This window comes from Bacteroides sp. 14(A) (assembly GCF_000526555.1).
Classification (GTDB): Bacteria; Bacteroidota; Bacteroidia; order Bacteroidales; family Bacteroidaceae; genus Bacteroides; species Bacteroides cellulosilyticus.
This window is the reverse complement of the sequence record NZ_JAGH01000001.1, coordinates 1,831,084-1,850,242: the sequence shown is the minus strand read 5'-3', so window position 1 is coordinate 1,850,242 and position 19,159 is coordinate 1,831,084. Positions and strand designations below refer to the sequence as shown.

Below are 19,159 nucleotides of genomic sequence, written 5' to 3'. Positions count from 1 at the left end.
TATCAATCTATCAAGCGTGACCAATAATTGACGCGTTGGCTCTAACAGAGGAAGTACATCTTCACTTGCAAAATCAAAAAAATTATTATAGTCACCCGTTATGCGATTTTGTAATAAACGGGGAATACAGACGGCCTTCTTCTTCCGTCAAAAGACCTTTAGATATGAAATTCAAGCCAAATTGACCTATCCACACCGTTATGACTATGAATACTTATGCCAAATTGAATCACGCCTCAGCCTCTTCCCATGGATAAGGATTTTCTTCAATATTCTTCAGTTCCTCTATTACTTCCTTCTGCTCAGCAGTCAATCGGAAAGTCCCCCAGCTATCAATAATAACATGGGCCTCTTTAGCCAACTCCTCTGCATAAACCTCACCATAGCAATAAGTCAGCAGACGGACTTTCAACAATGAAGCAGGGATCAGTGGAAGAACGTTAAGAGCACGCTCCAGAACCTTCTGAATATATTCCTGTTTATGCCCATTATCATACATTGTGGCATTGAAGGCTACTAAAAGACCTAAACACAGCTCAGCTTCAGCTTCAGGAGTTGAGCCATGTTTTCCATACGAGTTTAGGGCTGATTCATAAACATCACGATTCAGACGGGTGAAACTATCAACATAAATCGGACTGCCATCCTGACCTAGAGTGAGAAGACTGTGAGCCAGGGAAAATAAGGATGAAACTTGATCACTCATATATTTAATTATGATTTAGAATTTATGATTTATGACACTGAAATTAGTCAGTTATCGGTTCTACAAGCGAAGAGTGAATAAAAGTCGTTGCAACAGCCATGACACCTTCAATATTGACAACTACACGACGGTCGCGACGGATACGAACAAATTCTCCTACAGCACCCTCGAAAACACCGCCCATAACACGCACCTTCTGGCCTCTTACCAGTTGAAGTTCAGCGGGTTCTACATAAATAACCGATTCTTCGTAGGTACCAGCAACAAGAATGAAACTACGCATCTGATCATCCGGAACGATAACAGGAAGATGATGCTCCCGATTCATTATATAGCGTATAGGGATGTTCATACCGGCTTTATCCTTCAATGTATCGATACGCTTACGAGTAGAGCGAATGAAAACAAGGTTATGCACGGCAGGAACAAACTTACAAATGCGACGACCATCTTTCACGACATAATCACGACGCATCGGAATGAAATTCTCTATCTTCTCTTCATCCAGAAAAGCTTTCAGAGCCAGTTCACGGCCATATGTGACACGTACTGCGAACCAGTGGAGGCGAGGAGGGATGTTCACGTCAGAATATTCTTTGGGGACACCGGAGTAGTGAAATACTTACCGATTATTTTATGTAATGCAGTTGTTTTCAACAACTTATTTAGCATTCATCTTATTCCAAAGCGTTCCGTCATCTCGATCAAAAAGCAATGAAATAGTTATGTAAAAAGGTTATTAACGAAGAGATAAAAGAAAACGAAGTGTCTTTTAATCGTTCGTTTAATGTGCGCAAAGATAATGGGTATTTTTTGAATGTACAAGGTGTTTAATAAAAATATTTCTAATAGATTTTATTTCAAACATTATATTATTGATAATCAATATTTTATATTGTATGTGAATGGATTTAATATCTTCTCATTTTTATAATTCTTGATATCCATTTTTTACGCTTAAAATTGCGCACATTAAACGAACGTTTTTTGCACACCCCTTATTTCAGGACGATATATAACTATATATCAATGCATTATCATTCCTCTAAATACTTTTTAGAAATGTCTCTTTTCATACTTTCTATCTACAATAAAAAAGGTCAAAGCCATTCCATTATTCGTCTATAAATCAGAGAAATAGTCATTACATCAAAAGAGAGAAAGATTATCTCCTAGTACCTTCCTTCTATATTTAACACACATTAAGCCCTCCTCAATAGGGAGAATATCAAATCCTCCTGTCTTTACTACACAGAAAACGAATTAGACATTTACTATAAACTATAAAATCACGAACAGAATGGAAAAGGATCAAAAAGATATGATCAGTGAGATCATAGAGGCTTTTGAGAAGTATGCAGGACATCAGGCATTTGTTATTAACAACATCACCTATACCTATCGTCAACTGTCTGAAACTGTATATAAAGTATCCACTTTGATTAATAACAGGGAAGATAAAATCATCGGCATTATAGCCGAAGATAGATTGGAGACTTACGCCTCCATACTGGCAGTATTAATCAGTGGAAAAACGTATGTCATTCTGCATCCAGCCTATCCCAGACACAGGAATAGAAAGATTGCGGAACTCGCCGATATTCATTTAATTCTATATACAAAGGACATCCGTGTATTGAACCTGGATACCGAACATATAGATTTTATATGTACTTCGGAGTTACAGGAAGTAGTTCCGTCTTCTTCTGGCATACATTCGGAAAAGAATGAAAATGCTTATATCATTTTCACCTCCGGCAGTACGGGAGAACCGAAAGGAGTTCCCATCTCCCGCAACAACCTAAATGCTTTCTACAACGCATACAGCCATTTGGACTGGCAATTGGACGAGAATGACCGTATGCTGCAAATGTTCGAACTAACCTTTGACGTTTCTATCGTTTCTTTCTTATTTCCCCTAACAATAGGTGCATGCATATATACAGTTTCTCCGGAAGGCGTAAAGTATATCAATGTCATTGAAATATTGGAAAAATATAACCTCACATTTGCTGCCGTAGCCCCCTCCCTACTCCAGTTATTATTACCCTATTTCTCTGAGATACAACTTCCTGAACTCAAATACCTGATAGTTACTGCCGAAGCATCGGATGTTGAATTACTATCTGCCTTCAGAGCCTGTGCTCCCAATGCCTCTTTTGTGAACCTGTATGGTCCCACAGAAGGAACAATTTATTGTACAGCCTACCAGATACCGACCACCTCATGCAAACATCATAACGGTATGATTGCTATAGGCAAGCCATTCGAGGGAGTGGATGCTTTAATCATGGATAATAACGGTATTCCCGTTGCTACAGGCGAAACCGGAGAACTCTGGATCAGCGGCAGGCAAGTGATGAACGGCTATTGGAACGCTCCTGAAAAGACTAAAGAATGCCTCATCGAAGGGACAGATGGAAAGACTTATTACAAAACCGGTGATCTCTGCCAGATAGATGCCGACGGCGATATCATATATTGTGGCCGCAAAGATTCGCAGATTAAACTTCAGGGATTCCGCATCGAACTAAGCGAAATAGAACACGTAGTGAAGAAGTATTTCAATAATGAATGTAAAGCTGTCGTCATCCCCAAATATGGAGCAAACAATCAATGCGAATTACATCTGGTAGTTGAAAAAGTCCATCTCGACAAACACCAGATAGAAGAACATATGAACAGCCGGCTGCCTTTCTACATGATTCCCCAGCACATACATTGCATGGAACATTTTCCACTGAATACCAGCAGCAAAACCGATAGAAAAAGAATACTGGAACTAATATAAAACTAAACTAATATGAATACGCAGATGATTTTAAATGAACTGAGCCTGATTTTTCAGGAGATATTGAAGAGAGACAACATCGTTCTTACCAGTGAAACCACCGCCCAGGACGTGGAAGGTTGGAATTCATTAACCAATATGTTGCTGATAAGCAGAATAGAGAAAGATTTCAATGTTCACTTCACCTTCAGAGACATTGTCCGATTCAAGAATGTAGGAGATATTTGCAATACTATTCTCACCAAAACCAAATAAGACATGTCATTCATATCTTTGAATTTTGTCACGCTGTTTGTATGTACCTTCCTTTTGTACTACACACTTCCACCTAAATATAGAAAAGCTATACTCTTGTTGTCAAGCTGTATTTTCATAGGCTATTACCACATAGCTTTCCTGATCATAGCCCTTCTCATTTCACTGGCAACTTTTTTTCTCGGAAAATGGGTGGGACAATCAAAACATGAGAAGGATACGAAAAGAATCTATATTTCGGGCTTGTGTTTTCTAATTACAGGCTGGTTGGCATTCCGATATGCCAACCTCCTGCCAGGCGTGCACTGGCTATTCCCCTTAGGCATCTCCTTTTATACCTTTCAGGCCCTTTCATACCTGACAGAAATCTATTGGAAAGAAGAAGAACCGGAAGAGAACCTTGCCGACTTCATGATATATATGCTCTTTTTCATGAAATTCCTGTCAGGACCTATAGAACGGGCGAGAGATATGCTTCCACAATTGAAATCGGGTAAACCGGTAGCATATCCATCTATTGTCTACGGAATGAAACTGATCGTAGTGGGACTGATAAAGAAGTTGATCCTTGCCGATTATATTTCCCCTTATATAGATGGTATTTTCAACTCTATACATACGGCATCCGGTATCCAATTACTCATGGCATGCCTTTTATATCCTGTAGAATTGTATGGTGACTTTTCCGGTTATACGGATATTGCACTTGGAGGTGCCTGTATGTTGGGATTCAAACTCAGTCCTAACTTCAACCGCCCATTCATAGCACAAACCACTGCCGAATTCTGGAGAAGATGGCACATGTCTCTTTCATTTTGGGTTAAGGATTATTTATATTTGCCCCTATCTTCGGGTATGCGCCGTTGGGGACAATGGGGAGTATTCCTGAGTCTGAGCCTGACATTTGCAGGATTAGGTGCCTGGCATGGTGCAGGATGGAACTATATTATATATGGACTCATCCAAGGGCTTATTATTTTCTATGAAATGAAGACCGCCATGATCCGTAACAAGATAAAGAATTGGATAGGTAATCCCCTGTTTACAACCCTGTCCATCCTCCGCACTTATCTGCTTTTCGCCTTTTCTTTGATCTTCTTTCGCTTAGAGTCGGTAAGTGATGCGCTCTATTACATCAGAAACATCTCGTTCAGTACCCATGCCAGCTGGAAAGAAGTAAGCATCGGAATTCCGGATCATAATTGTATTGTGGCCGGTAGCGCTCTTGTACTGATTTTAGTTTACGAATATTTTATGTCGAAACGAGATCTTTTAGAAGCGTTGGAAAAACAACCCATGCTTGTCAGATGGGGCATTTATTATCTGCTGGCCATTATGTTCTTTACCTTGGGACAGTTCAATTCCGACAGTTTTATTTATTTGCAATTTTAATCTAAAAACAAAGATAGCAGAATGAAGAAAAACAGTGAGCGAAGTGCAGCTATGCGCTTCACGATGAAACTATCTATACTCCTGACGCCATTTATAGCTTTACTAGTGGTGTATTTCCTCAATGATCCTTTTATGGTTTTAAGGCATTATAACCGTTATGATAACTCTCCCGTCATGTTAAATGAAGGCTATATCGGTTGGCAAATGTATATGAACAGCCGGGATTCCATTGCATTTGATTCTTTTATCATGGGCAATTCCTGCACCATGGCCTATCAATGTCATGAATGGGAAAAATATTTGGATGGTGGCAGAGCAGTACGCCTGTTCGGAAATGCAGAAAGCATAGCCGCCATCAGTAAGAAGTTGCAGGCTTTGGAAAGAAATGGTGCAGAAATAAAGAATCTGCTCCTCATTCTGGATAAAGAGTCATTGGGGAAAGACCAGCTTTTAAGCAGCCATAACCATGTGTTGCCTCCGGCTATCTCAGGAATCAGCAACTTTAGTTTCCAGGAGAAATTCTGTCAGGCCTTCTTCTTCCCTAATTTCCTGTTTCCTTATCTCGATTATAAAATATTTCATCAATATCGTCCCTATATGCAAGGAGTGATAAACCCTTATGGCGCAATCAGAGATGCAGTAACAAATGATGCAATCAATCCCAGAGAGAGGATGATCCGGGATGAAGGAGAAGCATATTGGGAAAACCACAAAAAAGAGTTTGTGAAAGCCAGAGACTGTAATTACAGAAATGGTGAATACCGGGAAGGTGAGCGATTCCTATGGGAAACACAGACCGAATTATTAAAGGAAATAGATCAAATCTGCCGGAAACATAACACCTCGGTTAAAATCATCATCAGTCCCGACTATAACCAGATCAGCATAAATCCGGCAGATGTGGAAATATTGAAAGACATTTTTGGCTATGAAAACGTATTCGATTTCAGTGGTATCAATGAATATACGAACGATATTCATAACTACTACGAAAAAGGACATTACAGACCGATACTCGGAGCACGCTTATTACAAAAAGTATATGCAAACCATAACTGATTTGAAATACATATTAAAAGTAACAACTTATTATGCGAAACTATTTCTGTAGAGTAAGCGCCCGCAATTGTTCCAAAGATCCGTTGAATACATTCAAATCGACCTCTTCTCTGATACCGGGAACATTACCCACATCAGTATGTTGCCAGAAGTGCCATGGACCTTCATATTTGACGGAGTCTACGTAATAGTGGGCAATCCAGTAGGGGTAAGTATTGAATACCGAATCACTAAGATAGCGGTTCTTGAATTTATAAGATGTGTAAAGAATCGGTTTCACACCATAATGTGATTCTATACGGTCGAGCCAGGTTTTGACAGCAATCCTTAAGTCATGGGGCGTACTTTTACCAATAGTTTCAACATCAAGCACAGGTGGTAGATCTCCGGGAATAAGCTGGACCGTACGAATAAAGAAATCGGCTTGTTTTAGCGGATCTGTTTTAGGAGAGAAGAAATGGTAAGCTCCGCGAATAAAACCATAACGATGCGCCTGATCAAAATTGAACGGGAAAGTATCGTCAGCATGATCACCACCTTCGGTAGCTTTCATAAAGACAAAATGGATAGGAAATTTGGTTGTTTTGTTGGTTGTCAGTTGCACCCAGTCAATACTGCCTTGATAATGGGAGATATCAATGCCATGCACTTCATAGTCGCAGGGCATACAGACCCCATATCCTTTCTGACCATAACAGGGCTTCCAACGATAGGCATACGGACGAATGAAAAACCAATAAAACCCGGCAGAGAATACGGCAATGATACAAACAGCAAGTATTGTACGTAACCATGCAGGCATGATACGCGCTTCGCTTTTCTTTTTACCGCGACGTGCAGCAGATTTTCTTTTAGTTGCCATGTAATATTCAAAACAGAACGCAAATTACACAAATTACGCAAATAGATTATTCAAATTTGTGTAATTCGCATAATTTGCGTTCTTTTTATTAACTCTTCGTCAGTTTGCCGATTTATTTAGCTTGCTCTAACTGCAAAGTCTTTGTCGGCTGGTCACAAACTTCCGTAGGTCCGAAGTACTGGATCGGTCCCGGATATACATAATCTGTAGTGATAGCCCACTGGTCGCGCTGAGCAGCAAATGCCTTGAACGGAGCACCATCCAGTTTCACCAGAGCTTTCTGGATTACCGGTTTCATTTCACCGTGACGGCGTTCCATGTTCATCATCATCGTGATGGGCACACCACCTGCAATCCATTGGTCAGCAGGAGCCGTAGTGTTGCGTACAGAAGACATATAGCCTGTCTTGCCGTTAGCAATCAGAGAAGCAGCTGTATAACCCAATGAATAGCAATAGTCAGCATCGTAGTTAGACGGAGCAGCGCAACGGCCTTCATAACCGAAGAAGTGGTGTTGAGAAGCGAACTTACCTACGAATTTACCTTCTTCTTTCCATGCAGCAAGCTTAGTAGCTACCATTTCCGACAACAGTTTTTCTGTTTCGATCAAAGATACCTGTACGTTTCCGTGTGGGTCACGGTCCAGCGTCAGCTGACGTGCAACACCCTCAGGCAGGCTGGCATAGATAGCCGCATTTTCCGGAGACAGTTTACGGATGATATAATCACGTTGGTGAGACTTCTTAATTTGAGAGAATTCTTCAGCATTTTCAGCAAGGAAGTCGTTCAACTCAGCGATCAGACGTTTCATAGCCGGAATAAACTCGATCAAACCTTCAGGGATCAAAACCGTACCGAAGTTGTTGCCTTGAGCAGCCCGGTTAGCTACTATCTGAGCAATGTAAGTTACTACATCGTCCAAAGACATATCTTTTGCTTCAACTTCTTCTGATACGATACAAACGTTAGGTTGTACCTGCAAAGCACATTCCAATGCAATGTGAGAAGCAGAACGTCCCATCAACTTGATGAAGTGCCAGTATTTACGAGCTGAGTTACAGTCACGTTGAATGTTACCGATAACTTCAGAGTAAACCTTACAAGCAGTGTCGAAACCGAAAGAAGTTTCAATCATTTCGTTCTTCAAGTCACCGTCGATAGTCTTCGGACAACCAATTACCTGTACGCCGCACTTCTTAGCTGCATAGTACTCAGCCAGTACGCAGGCATTTGTGTTAGAGTCGTCACCACCGATGATAACCAATGCTTTAATATCAAGTTGCTTCAGGATTTCCAGACCTTTTTCAAACTGATCTTCCTTCTCCAATTTAGTACGACCTGAACCGATGATATCGAAACCACCCGTGTTACGGTATTCGTCAATGATATCTGAAGTCAGTTCCATATAGTTATGGTCAACCAAACCGCCGGGGCCAAGAATGAAACCATATAACTTGCTGTCCTTATTCAAACTCTTGATACCATCGAAGATACCGGAAATCACATTGTGACCACCGGGAGCCTGACCACCAGAAAGGATAACGCCCACGTTCATAGCTGGGAAGTTAACCACTTCGTCAGTAGCCTCAAACTTGATCAAAGGCATTCCGTACGTGTTAGGGAACAATTTTTGGATAGCTTCCTGATCGGCTACAGATTGAGTAGCTGCTCCAGCTACCGCCTTAACGGCACCCTTCAGCGCTTTCGGAAGTTTGGGCTGATAAGCAGCCCTTGCAATTTGCAATGCACTTTTTGTCATTTTATCTAATTATTTAAAGGTGTTAGTAAAGTTTCGTTCAAAAGCGTCGCAAATTTCGTGTTTTTTTCTGAATTATGAAAGGAAGCGCACATCAAAAAAAATATGAAATGTTGGTTTATACCGTGGAAAGTACTTATCTTTACCGGAAATATTTCAATTTATTCACTTAAAACGTAAAGATTATGGCAAGTAGAAGAGAACTTAAGAAAAACGTCAATTATATCGCAGGTGAACTGTTCATGGAGTGTTTGGTAAACAGCTTATACGTACCCGGAACCGATAAAACTAAAGCCGACGAGCTGATGGGCAGAATCCTGAGTGTGCAAGATGAATTTATCAGCCGAATCAGCCATACCGAACCCGGAAATGTAAAAGGTTTCTACAAGAAATTCCGCGAAGACTTTAATAAAGAAGTAGACGCAATTATTGACGCTATCGGCAACCTGAAGTAAGCACCGGGAATGAAAAAAGCAATATACAGCTTTATCTACTATCGCATTTTGGGATGGAAGACAAACGTGACGGTGCCGGATTATGATAAATGCGTGATAACTGCAGCACCTCATACATCTAATTGGGATTTATTTATCGGCAAACTATTTTATGGAGCTATCGGACGGAAAACATACTTCATGATGAAAAAAGAATGGTTCTTCTTTCCGCTGGGATTAATTTTCAAAGCCGTAGGTGGCATACCGGTAGATCGGGGGCGCAAAACGTCATTGGTAGACCAGATGACGGAAAGATTCGCCAAAAGCAAGAAATTCCAACTCGCCATTACACCGGAAGGAACCCGTAAAGCGAATCCTAATTGGAAGAAAGGATTTTATTTTATTGCATTGAAAGCGCAAGTGCCTATTGTAATGATAGGCATCGATTATACCACTAAAACGATTTCTGCGACAAAGGCGATTATGCCGTCGGGAGATATAGAAAAGGATATGCGCGAGGTAAAGCTCTATTATAAGGATTTCAAAGGGAAGAACCCGAAGAACTTTGCTTTAGGAAACATTTGATAATAACTTTTAGGCGCGGATTACGCGGATTACACGGATTTTTATTACCTTGCGGCGTGGAAAGCCGGGCAAATCATCTTTGCCTGCAAGTATAGCGTAGCACATTAATCCGCGTTATACGTATAATCCGCGCCTAAAATATTTCAATGAAGTTATGCGTGTAACTCTATTACAAACAGATATTGTTTGGGAAGATAAACAAGAAAATCTCCGCCTACTCCGTAGGAAGCTCAAAGCGCTTCGTGGAGTAGCGGAGATTGTTGTCTTGCCCGAAACCTTCTCTACCGGTTTTAGTATGGACAGCCGAAGGCTAGCTGAACCGGTATCGGGTGTAACCATCGCCACCTTGCGCCAATGGGCGACAGAATTCCAATTCGCCATTACAGGCAGTTATATAGCTTGTGATGAAGAAGTAGATGCAAATAAAAATGCGGTTCCCATTCCTGATAAGTCTTATTATAACCGTGCTTTTTTCCTGACTCCTGAAGGGGGGGCTTATTACTACGATAAACGACATCTCTTTCGTATGGGCCAGGAAACGGAGCATTTTACAGCGGGTAGCCAGCGGCCTGTTATCTCCTACCGGGGATGGAATATACTGCTGTTAGTCTGCTACGACCTTCGCTTCCCGGTATGGAGCCGGAACGTAAATAATGAATATGATCTTCTGATATACGTTGCCAACTGGCCTGTTCCCCGCCGCCGGGTATGGGACATTCTGTTACAAGCCCGTGCACTCGAAAATATCAGTTATGTTTGTGGTGTCAACCGTATCGGTACGGATGGAAATCAAATGCTATATAATGGCGGCAGCGTCATTTATTCACCAAAGGGCGATTTGCTTGCCAGCGTACCCGACCATGAAGAAGGAACCGCCACCGCAACTCTCGACCTCTCTGTCCTGAGAGAATTCAGACAAAAATTCCCTGCATGGAAAGATGCTGAATGTTTCCAAATTAAGAATTAATAATTAACAATTAAAGCACTATGGGACGAATGAAAGCTAAACACCGCATAGCTGACAGGTTATTCTTTCTGTTACTGACCATCTTAGTTTTTTCCTCTTGCGCAAACAGCAAAAAGGATATTATTCCTTCTGCCGAGTATGCACCTTTTGTGAATGCATATACGGGAGGAGTTATCTCGCAAACTTCGAACATACGTATAGAACTGACACAGGATCAGCCTATGGTAGATTTGAACAATGAACTGAAAGAAAATCCGTTTAGCTTCTCTCCCTCCCTAAAAGGCAAAGCGTATTGGATCAGCAACAATACGATTGAATTCGTTCCTGAACCAGGAACTTTAAAGCCGGGAGAGTTCTATGAAGGTACGTTCCAATTAGGCAGGTTTGTAGAAGTGGACAGTCGTCTGAAAGAATTCAAATTCTCTTTCAGAGTACAGGAACCCAATTTCACACTGTATATCGAACCACTGACAACCATCGACATAGATAGCCATGGCGACTTGGTGACATTGAAAGGCGAAGTACGTTTCAGTGATGCCACTCCCAAAGAAGCAGTTGAGAAAATGCTCTCTGCCAAAGGCGGAAACGGCCAAAGCTATCCGGTCAGTATCACTCCGACAGATCATCCAACGCGTTATCAGTTTGAAATAGCCGGTGTTATTCGCGAAGCGGAAGACTATCAGTTAGAAATCACCGCCAACGGCAGTCCTGCAGGAATCGACCGCAAACTGACAGAAAACGTACTGATCCCTGCCAAGAATGACTTCCGTTTCCTCTCTGCCAAACGCATTGACGAACCGGAAAATGGAATTGAAATAGTATTCTCCGATCCTGTTTCTACTACACAAGACCTGAACGGATTGATTGAAATCCCCGAAGTAGCTTCTTCCATATTTCAAGTGGAGAATAATAAAGTATATGTCTACTTTGAAGCCAACCAACTGAGCAAACTGACTTTGAAGATACACGAAGGGGTGAAAAACAGCCGGGATAAATCGCTCGGCACATCACACTCCATCGCATTCAGCGAACTGAATCTGAAACCACAAGTGAGCATGTCTACATCAGCCGCTATCCTACCCGACTCCAAAAGTTTGATCATCCCGTTCCGGGCAGTCAATCTCTATGCGGTAGATTTAAGCGTAATCCGTATTTTTGAAAACAATGTACTGATGTTCATGCAGACCAATACGCTCTCATCCGCCAGTGAGCTGCGTCGTTCCGGACGATTGGTTTACCAGAACACATTGTGGCTGAGTAAGGACAGCACAAAAGACGTGCACCGATGGGAAGATTATTCAATAGACCTTGCCGGACTGATTCGGCAAGAACCGGGTGCTATCTACCGTATTATACTTTCTTTCCGGCAAGAATACTCAGCCTATCCTTGCAGCGGAACAGAAAAACAAGAGATGAGCTTTGCAGACAATACTGCTTCAGAGGGATTGACGAAAGTCAGCGGAAGTAGTACTTTCGAAGAAAATGAGGCTGAATGGGATACACCGGAAACTTATTTCTACTACAATGGTAACATTAAGATGGACTGGAGCCAGTATAACTGGCGGGAACGCAATAATCCTTGTCATGCCTCCTACTATATGGACTCTGACCGGGCGGCATCATGCAACGTATTTGCCTCCAATGTAGGAATGATTATAAAACGGAATTCACTGAACAAGCTGTGGATTGCCGTAAGTAACATCTTGGATACCAAACCGATGGAGAAAGCAAAAGTGACTGTTTACAACTTCCAGTTGCAAGCCATCGGAACCGCTGAGACCAATAGTGAAGGATTTACAGAAATCACTCCACAAGGTGTTCCTTTCATTGTGGTGGCCGAAGTAGAGAAGCAGAAAGCTTACGTTCGTGTGGCAGATGGCGAAGAACAATCTGTCAGCCGGTTCGATGTAGGCGGAAAAGATATTCAGAAAGGATTGAAGGGATTCGTCTATGGCGAAAGAGGGGTATGGCGACCGGGAGATACGCTGCATGTAAGCTTTATTATGGAAGACCGTGAAAAAAGAATTCCGGATAAACACCCTGTAGCATTGGAATTGTATAATCCGAGAGGACAATTCTATACCAAAATGATTTCCACGCAAGGTATAAACGGTTTCTACACATTTGACCTGCCGACACGCCCGGAAGACCCGACGGGATTATGGAACGCTTACGTCAAAGTAGGCGGAACCGCTTTCCACAAAAGCCTTCGCATAGAAACGGTGAAACCAAACCGCCTGAAAATTAATCTGAAACTACCGGAGAAAGCAATCCAGGCTTCTACCAAAGAAATACCGGTAATGCTTACTTCCACATGGCTGACAGGCGCCACCGCTTCACGGTTGAAAACCAAAGTGGAAATGTCCCTGTCAAAAGTAAATACACAATTTAAGAACTACGGACAATACATATTTAATAATCCGGCTACCGAATTTACAACTGTAAAAAACGATATATTCGATGGAACACTGGATGCGGAAGGAAAAGCTAACTTTATGTTGAAACTTCCGGCTGCCACCAATGCCCCGGGAATGCTGAATGCAACCTTAACCAGCCGTGTATTCGAACCGGGAGGAGACGCCAGTATTTACACGCAAAGCATTCCATTCTCTCCATTCTCATCTTATGTAGGTATTAATCTGAACCAACCGAAAGGAAAATACATCGAGACAGACCAGGATCATGTATTCGACATTGTCACCGTAAATGCGGAAGGACAATTAATGAACCGCTCCAATCTGGAATATAAGATTTACCGTATCTCCTGGAGCTGGTGGTGGGAGAACCGGGACGAATCATTCGGAACTTATGTCAACAGTAGTTCCATCACTCCCGTAGCCAGTGGCAATATACAGACTACAGGCGGAAAGGCAACTTTTAAATTCCGGGTAAATTATCCGGACTGGGGACGTTACCTGATTTATGTGAAAGATAAGGAAAGTGGACATGCCACCGGTGGAACTGTTTATATAGACTGGCCGGATTGGCGCGGACGTTCAAGCAAGACAGACCCCAGCGGCATTAAAATGCTCGCTTTCTCTCTGGATAAAGACTCGTATGAAATAGGTGAAACGGCAACAGCCATCATTCCTGCCGCTGCGGGAGGACGTGCATTGGTAGCCCTGGAAAACGGTTCAACCGTTCTGCAACGTGAATGGATTGAAGTTTCCAACAACGGAGACACAAAGTATTCTTTCAAAGTGACTCCGGAAATGGCTCCGAACGTTTACCTGCACATCAGCCTGTTGCAACCTCATGCACAGACGGTGAATGATTTACCGATACGTATGTACGGTGTGGTTCCGGTATTGGTGACTAATAAACAAACTATATTGCAACCGCAAATTAAAATGCCGGAAGTGTTGCGGCCGGAAACGGACTTCACCGTTACCGTCAGCGAAAAGAACGGCAAGCAGATGACATACACACTGGCCATTGTAGACGACGGATTACTCGACCTGACTAATTTCAAGACTCCCGATCCGTGGAATGAATTCTATGCCCGCGAAGCATTGGGCATCCGCACCTGGGATATGTATGATGATGTACTCGGAGCATCTGCCGGACGCTACAGTTCATTGTTCAGTACGGGTGGTGACGAGACATTGAAACCGGCCGATGCAAAAGCGAATCGCTTCAAGCCGGTAGTGAAATTCATCGGTCCGTTCTATCTAGATAAAGGAAAACAGAAGACGCACACGCTGAAACTACCGATGTACGTAGGTTCTGTACGTACGATGGTGGTAGCGGGGCAAGACGGAGCTTATGGAAAAGCGGAAAAGACTTCTTTCGTGCGGACACCATTGATGTTGTTGTCCACACTGCCCCGTGTGCTGAGCACACAAGAAGAGATTACTGTCCCGGTAAATGTCTTTGCCATGGAGAAGGAAGTGAAGAATGTATCGGTATCCATCCAGGCTTCAGGTGGAGGTGTGCAGGTAATCGATCCCAATAAACAATCCATTACTTTCAGTCAACCGGGTGACCAGCTCGTTTACTTTAAAATAAAGACCGGAAGTAAAACAGGAAAAGCAACGATACATATCACTGCCAGCGGTGGCAGTCAGCAGGCGAAAGAGACCATTGAAATCGAAGTCCGAAACCCGAATCCGGCAGTGACCTTCCGCAACAGCCAATGGGTGGAAAAAGGAGAAAGTGTAACACTTCCTTATTCATTGAATGGTGCTTCTCCGGCAAATAGCCGTATGCTGCTGGAAGTCTCACGTATTCCTTCGGTAGATATCAGCCGAAGGTTCGACTACCTGTATAATTATCAGCATCATTGCACGGAACAGCTGACTTCCAAAGCTCTGCCGTTATTGTTCGTCAGCCAGTTTAAAGCTGTGGATGAGGAAGAAGCTCAAAAGATTAAGGCTAACGTACAGGAAGCGATACGGCAACTCTATGCACGCCAGCTTCCGAACGGCGGTTTTGTTTACTGGCCGGGGAATGCCAGTGCTGATGAGTGGATTACTTCTTATGCGGGCATGTTCCTCGTATTGGCACAGGAGAAAGGCTACGCTGTCAACTCGAATGTACTGAATAAGTGGAAACGCTTCCAACGTGCTGCTGCCCAGAACTGGCGGATGCCGGATCAGGATGACAGTTGGGGTTACTGGCAAACGGGAGTGCAACAAGCATACAGATTGTACACACTGGCATTAGCCGGTGCACCTGAGCAGGGCGCCATGAACCGGATGAAAGAACAAGCTAACCTGCCTCTGCAAGCCAAATGGAGACTGGCAGCCGCTTATGCCCTGACAGGTAAGATGAAACCGGCTGAAGAACTGGTATTTAAGGCAGAAACCACCATTACCCCTTATTCCTCACAGAACTACATCTATGGTTCGTATGATCGTGACGAAGCTATGATATTGGAAACTTTACTCCTAATGAACCGAGACCAGGCGGCATTGCAACAGGCGAAGAAGGTATCCAAGAATCTGGCTGAAGAGAATTGGTTCAGTACACAGTCCACTGCTTTCTCATTGATGGCGATGGGACGCCTGGCTGAGAAGCTTTCAGGTACTTTGGATTTCACCTGGATTTGGAACGGAAAGCAGCAACCCGTAGTGAAATCAGCCAAGGCTGTATTTGCAAAGGAACTGTCCACTTCACCGGCTTCGGGTAATATTATAGTAAAGAATGAAGGTAAAGGTGCATTAAGTGTGGACCTCATTACACGCACGCAATTACTTAATGATACATTACCCGCAATATCCAATAACCTCCGCCTGGACGTAAAATATACGGATATGAACGGAGCGACGATATCCATAGATGATATCAAGCAAGGAACAGACTTTATGGCAGTCATCACTGTAGGTAATATCAGTGGAACCACTGCTTACAGTAATTTGGCATTGACACATATTCTGCCGTCAGGTTGGGAAATTTACAATGACCGGTTGATGACTCCGGAAGCGACACCTACCCGTGAGTATACCTATCAGGATATTCGTGACGACCGCGTATTGACTTACTTCGACTTGCGTCGCAGTGAATTGAAAAAGTTCACCATAAGACTGCAAGCTACATATGCAGGCAATTTCATTTTGCCGGCTATCCAGTGCGAAGCCATGTATGACGGTTCGGCACAAGCACGAACCAAGGCGGGAAGAACGACTGTCAGTAAGTAACATGCCACTGAGCAAAACTATCCAAATTCCCCTCCTTCTAGAAGGAGGGGTGCCCAAAGGGCGGGGTGGTAGGTAAGAAAAGAGTTCCTTATTAATTCATAGGTATTTTTCATTCTACCTACCACCTCCCCCCTATGGGGTACTCCTCCTCCCGGGAGGAGGAGAATTAAGATAGTCATATTTAAATATTGATGAAGATTCAAATTATAAAGTACTTCAAACAACTGTCTATCACCAGAAAAGTAATACTCATACTTATTACAATTCTGGTGATAGGCTATATCTTTTGCCTTCCCCGGCAACTTTTCCATGTGCCCTACTCCACCGTCGTCACTGACCGGAACGGTGAATTATTGGGCGCACGCATTGCATCCGACGGTCAATGGCGCTTTCCACCCCGGACCACTACTCCGGAGAAAATAAAGCAATGCCTCATCACTTTCGAAGACAGGCATTTCTATCACCATTGGGGAGTCAATCCTGTCTCCATTAGTAGAGCCGCCTACCAAAACCTAAAGAATAAGCGCATTGTAAGTGGAGGAAGTACCCTCACCATGCAAACGATCCGTCTGGCAAGAAACGAATCACGCACTTTTGGAGAAAAGTTCATAGAAATGATCCTGGCCACCCGACTTGAGTTTCGCGCTTCAAAAGAAAAAATCCTGTCTATGTACATCTCACACGCTCCTTTCGGAGGAAACGTAGTAGGGCTCGATGCCGCTGCCTGGCGATATTTCGGACATCCCGCCGAAGAACTGTCCTGGGCAGAAGCAGCCATGCTGGCAGTACTTCCAAATGCACCCGCCATGATTCATCTCTCCAAATCACGACAATTATTACTTAATAAAAGAAACCGTCTGCTAAAACAACTATATGCACGAAAGATTATAGATAACTCCACTTACGAACTGGCTATCAGCGAACCACTCCCCGACGAGCCTCATCCACTCCCCCAAACCGCTCCCCATCTAGTCAGTCGCTTCTATCAGGAACGAAACGGAAAATATTCCATATCAACCATCGACAGGGGTATTCAAACCCAAATAGAGAACGCAGCCGAACGTTGGAGCAATGAATTTAACCGGAGTGATATACGCAACCTGGCAATTCTGGTGATTGATATCCGAACCAATCAGGTTGTAGCTTATTGCGGCAATGTCAATTTCGAACGGAAGCAAGCCGGTAACCAAGTAGATGTTATTCAGGCACCCAGAAGCACGGGAAGTATTCTGAAACCATTTTTATATTACGCCATGTTGCAGGAAGGCAGTCTGCTACCTCATACGCTACTGCCCGATATACCGGTTAATATTAATGGCTTTACACCTCAAAACTTCAGTTTGCAATTCGAAGGTGCCGTTCCCGCTTCGGAAGCTCTTGCACGTTCATTGAATATTCCGGCAGTGACGATGCTACAAAGATATGGTGTTCCCAAGTTTCATACTTTTCTGAGGCAAATAGGCTTAAAAACAATCAATCGTCCGGCTTCCCATTATGGTTTATCACTCATTCTGGGCGGAGCGGAAGCTACCCTGTGGGATGTGACAAATGCGTATGCTTACATGGGGCGGAGTTTATTGCAGCTTCCACAAACAGAATGTAGTTTGCTGCTTGCGGACGCTGAAGGATCAGGAGAATCAGAAGTCTTCGCTTCGGGAAAATCGACGGATACTTTCCAATCGGGAGCCGCATGGCAAACCTTCAATGCGTTAACCGAGGTGAATCGTCCCGAAGAAATTGACTGGAAATCAATCCCCTCCATGCACCCCATTGCCTGGAAGACCGGAACAAGCCACGGATTCCGCGATGCCTGGGCTGTAGGAGTCACCCCTCACTATGCCGTAGGTGTATGGGTAGGGAATGCTACAGGAGAAGGTAAACCCGGTCTTGTAGGAGCACGGACAGCCGGTCCGGTTTTGTTTGATGTATTTAGTCTGCTACCTCCGACACGGTGGTTCAAACGCCCGGGAGATGTCTTTGTCAAAGCTGAGGTATGCCGGAAATCCGGACACTTGAAGGGTAGGTTTTGCGAAGAAACAGATACTTTACTGATTCTTCCTGCCGGACTAAAGACGGAAGCTTGCCCTTATCATCACCTGATCACCCTTTCAGCCGATGAAACTCACCGTATCTACGAGAATTGCGCAAATTTGGAACCAACTATCCAGAAGTCCTGGTTCACTTTACCACCTGTATGGGAATGGTATTACAAACAACATCATCCGGAATACAATCCGCTTCCTCCCTTCAAAACAGGCTGCGGAGAGGATGCATTGCAATCCATGCAATTCATCTATCCACCCATGAATGCCCGTATTGTGTTACCCAAACAGATGGATGGAAGTCCGGGCTTTCTAACCACCGAGCTGGCTCACAGCAATCCAGGTACCACCATTTTCTGGCACCTTGATAACACTTATCTTACCCAGACACAAGACTTTCATAAGATCTCACTACAACCCACGCCCGGAAAACATTCACTAACAGCGGTAGACGAAGCAGGAAATACAGTAACCACTACATTCTATATCAATTAAGGTTATCTGTTGATGAAACCGGTCAGCATACCATCCCCCCCGAACAGGTGATGTTTTTGTACAAAAAGATTCCATTTTAGTCTTTTTAATGAAAATACCTAAAAGAAGTGAGTACATAGTAACCAAAAAGTGGCTACATTTGTATCCCGAAACAGTGTCAGAAGAAAACACCTTGT

The 19,159-nt window shown here is 43.3% G+C and carries 13 protein-coding genes; 9 read left to right on the top strand and 4 right to left on the bottom strand.

The window, feature by feature from the left end; all coding sequences use genetic code 11:
• Positions 1-229 precede the first annotated feature (229 nt).
• Both K429_RS0106925 and K429_RS0106920 read right to left on the bottom strand, forming a co-directional pair.
• Positions 230-706, bottom strand: coding sequence for a UpxZ family transcription anti-terminator antagonist (locus tag K429_RS0106925; RefSeq protein WP_025726453.1), 477 nt, complete (start codon positions 704-706; stop codon positions 230-232).
• A gap of 43 nt (positions 707-749) precedes the next feature.
• The gene (locus tag K429_RS0106920; RefSeq protein WP_007217686.1) at positions 750-1,289 is read right to left on the bottom strand and encodes a UpxY family transcription antiterminator; all 540 of its coding nucleotides are present in this window, start codon (positions 1,287-1,289) and stop codon (positions 750-752) included.
• A gap of 717 nt (positions 1,290-2,006) precedes the next feature.
• Here K429_RS0106920 and K429_RS0106915 point away from each other — a divergent pair.
• From K429_RS0106915 to K429_RS0106900, 4 genes are read left to right on the top strand one after another with little or no spacing between them, the layout of a single operon-like run.
• Complete coding sequence (locus K429_RS0106915) at positions 2,007-3,497, top strand: amino acid adenylation domain-containing protein (protein ID WP_007217685.1); 1,491 nt, start codon at positions 2,007-2,009, stop codon at positions 3,495-3,497.
• 12 nt (positions 3,498-3,509) lie between these two features.
• A complete protein-coding gene (locus K429_RS0106910; protein ID WP_025726452.1) occupies positions 3,510-3,752 on the top strand; it encodes an acyl carrier protein in 243 nt (80 codons plus the stop codon).
• 3 nt (positions 3,753-3,755) lie between these two features.
• On the top strand, positions 3,756-5,144 hold the full coding sequence (locus K429_RS0106905; protein ID WP_025726451.1) for an MBOAT family protein: 1,389 nt from the start codon (positions 3,756-3,758) through the stop codon (positions 5,142-5,144).
• A 21-nt stretch (positions 5,145-5,165) separates the two neighbouring features.
• Complete coding sequence (locus tag K429_RS0106900; protein WP_025726450.1) at positions 5,166-6,203, top strand: hypothetical protein; 1,038 nt, start codon at positions 5,166-5,168, stop codon at positions 6,201-6,203.
• Between the two features lie 40 nt (positions 6,204-6,243).
• Here the strand turns inward: K429_RS0106900 and K429_RS0106895 are convergent, their stop codons facing one another.
• Together K429_RS0106895 and K429_RS0106890 are read right to left on the bottom strand one after the other, a co-directional pair.
• Complete coding sequence (locus tag K429_RS0106895; protein ID WP_007217682.1) at positions 6,244-7,065, bottom strand: glycoside hydrolase family 25 protein; 822 nt, start codon at positions 7,063-7,065, stop codon at positions 6,244-6,246.
• Between the two features lie 112 nt (positions 7,066-7,177).
• Positions 7,178-8,824 carry a diphosphate--fructose-6-phosphate 1-phosphotransferase gene (locus tag K429_RS0106890; RefSeq protein WP_007214428.1) on the bottom strand — a complete coding sequence of 549 codons (1,647 nt, stop codon included), beginning with the start codon at positions 8,822-8,824 and terminating at the stop codon, positions 7,178-7,180.
• A gap of 182 nt (positions 8,825-9,006) precedes the next feature.
• Here K429_RS0106890 and K429_RS0106880 point away from each other — a divergent pair, with 182 nt between their 5' ends.
• The 5 genes from K429_RS0106880 to pbpC all read left to right on the top strand — a co-directional run bounded on the left by K429_RS0106880 (position 9,007) and on the right by pbpC (position 18,983).
• Positions 9,007-9,276, top strand: coding sequence for a hypothetical protein (locus K429_RS0106880; RefSeq protein ID WP_007214429.1), 270 nt, complete (start codon positions 9,007-9,009; stop codon positions 9,274-9,276).
• 9 nt (positions 9,277-9,285) lie between these two features.
• Positions 9,286-9,840 (top strand): 1-acyl-sn-glycerol-3-phosphate acyltransferase, encoded by a 555-nt coding sequence (locus K429_RS0106875; RefSeq protein WP_007214430.1) that lies wholly within the window; start codon positions 9,286-9,288, stop codon positions 9,838-9,840.
• Between the two features lie 154 nt (positions 9,841-9,994).
• Positions 9,995-10,807, top strand: coding sequence for an amidohydrolase (locus K429_RS0106865; protein WP_025726448.1), 813 nt, complete (start codon positions 9,995-9,997; stop codon positions 10,805-10,807).
• A 20-nt stretch (positions 10,808-10,827) separates the two neighbouring features.
• Complete coding sequence (locus K429_RS0106860) at positions 10,828-16,446, top strand: alpha-2-macroglobulin (protein WP_025726447.1); 5,619 nt, start codon at positions 10,828-10,830, stop codon at positions 16,444-16,446.
• Between the two features lie 191 nt (positions 16,447-16,637).
• Positions 16,638-18,983: a penicillin-binding protein 1C gene (gene pbpC, locus K429_RS0106850; protein WP_025726446.1), complete on the top strand. Its 2,346-nt coding sequence runs from the start codon at positions 16,638-16,640 to the stop codon at positions 18,981-18,983.
• Positions 18,984-19,159 lie beyond the last annotated feature (176 nt).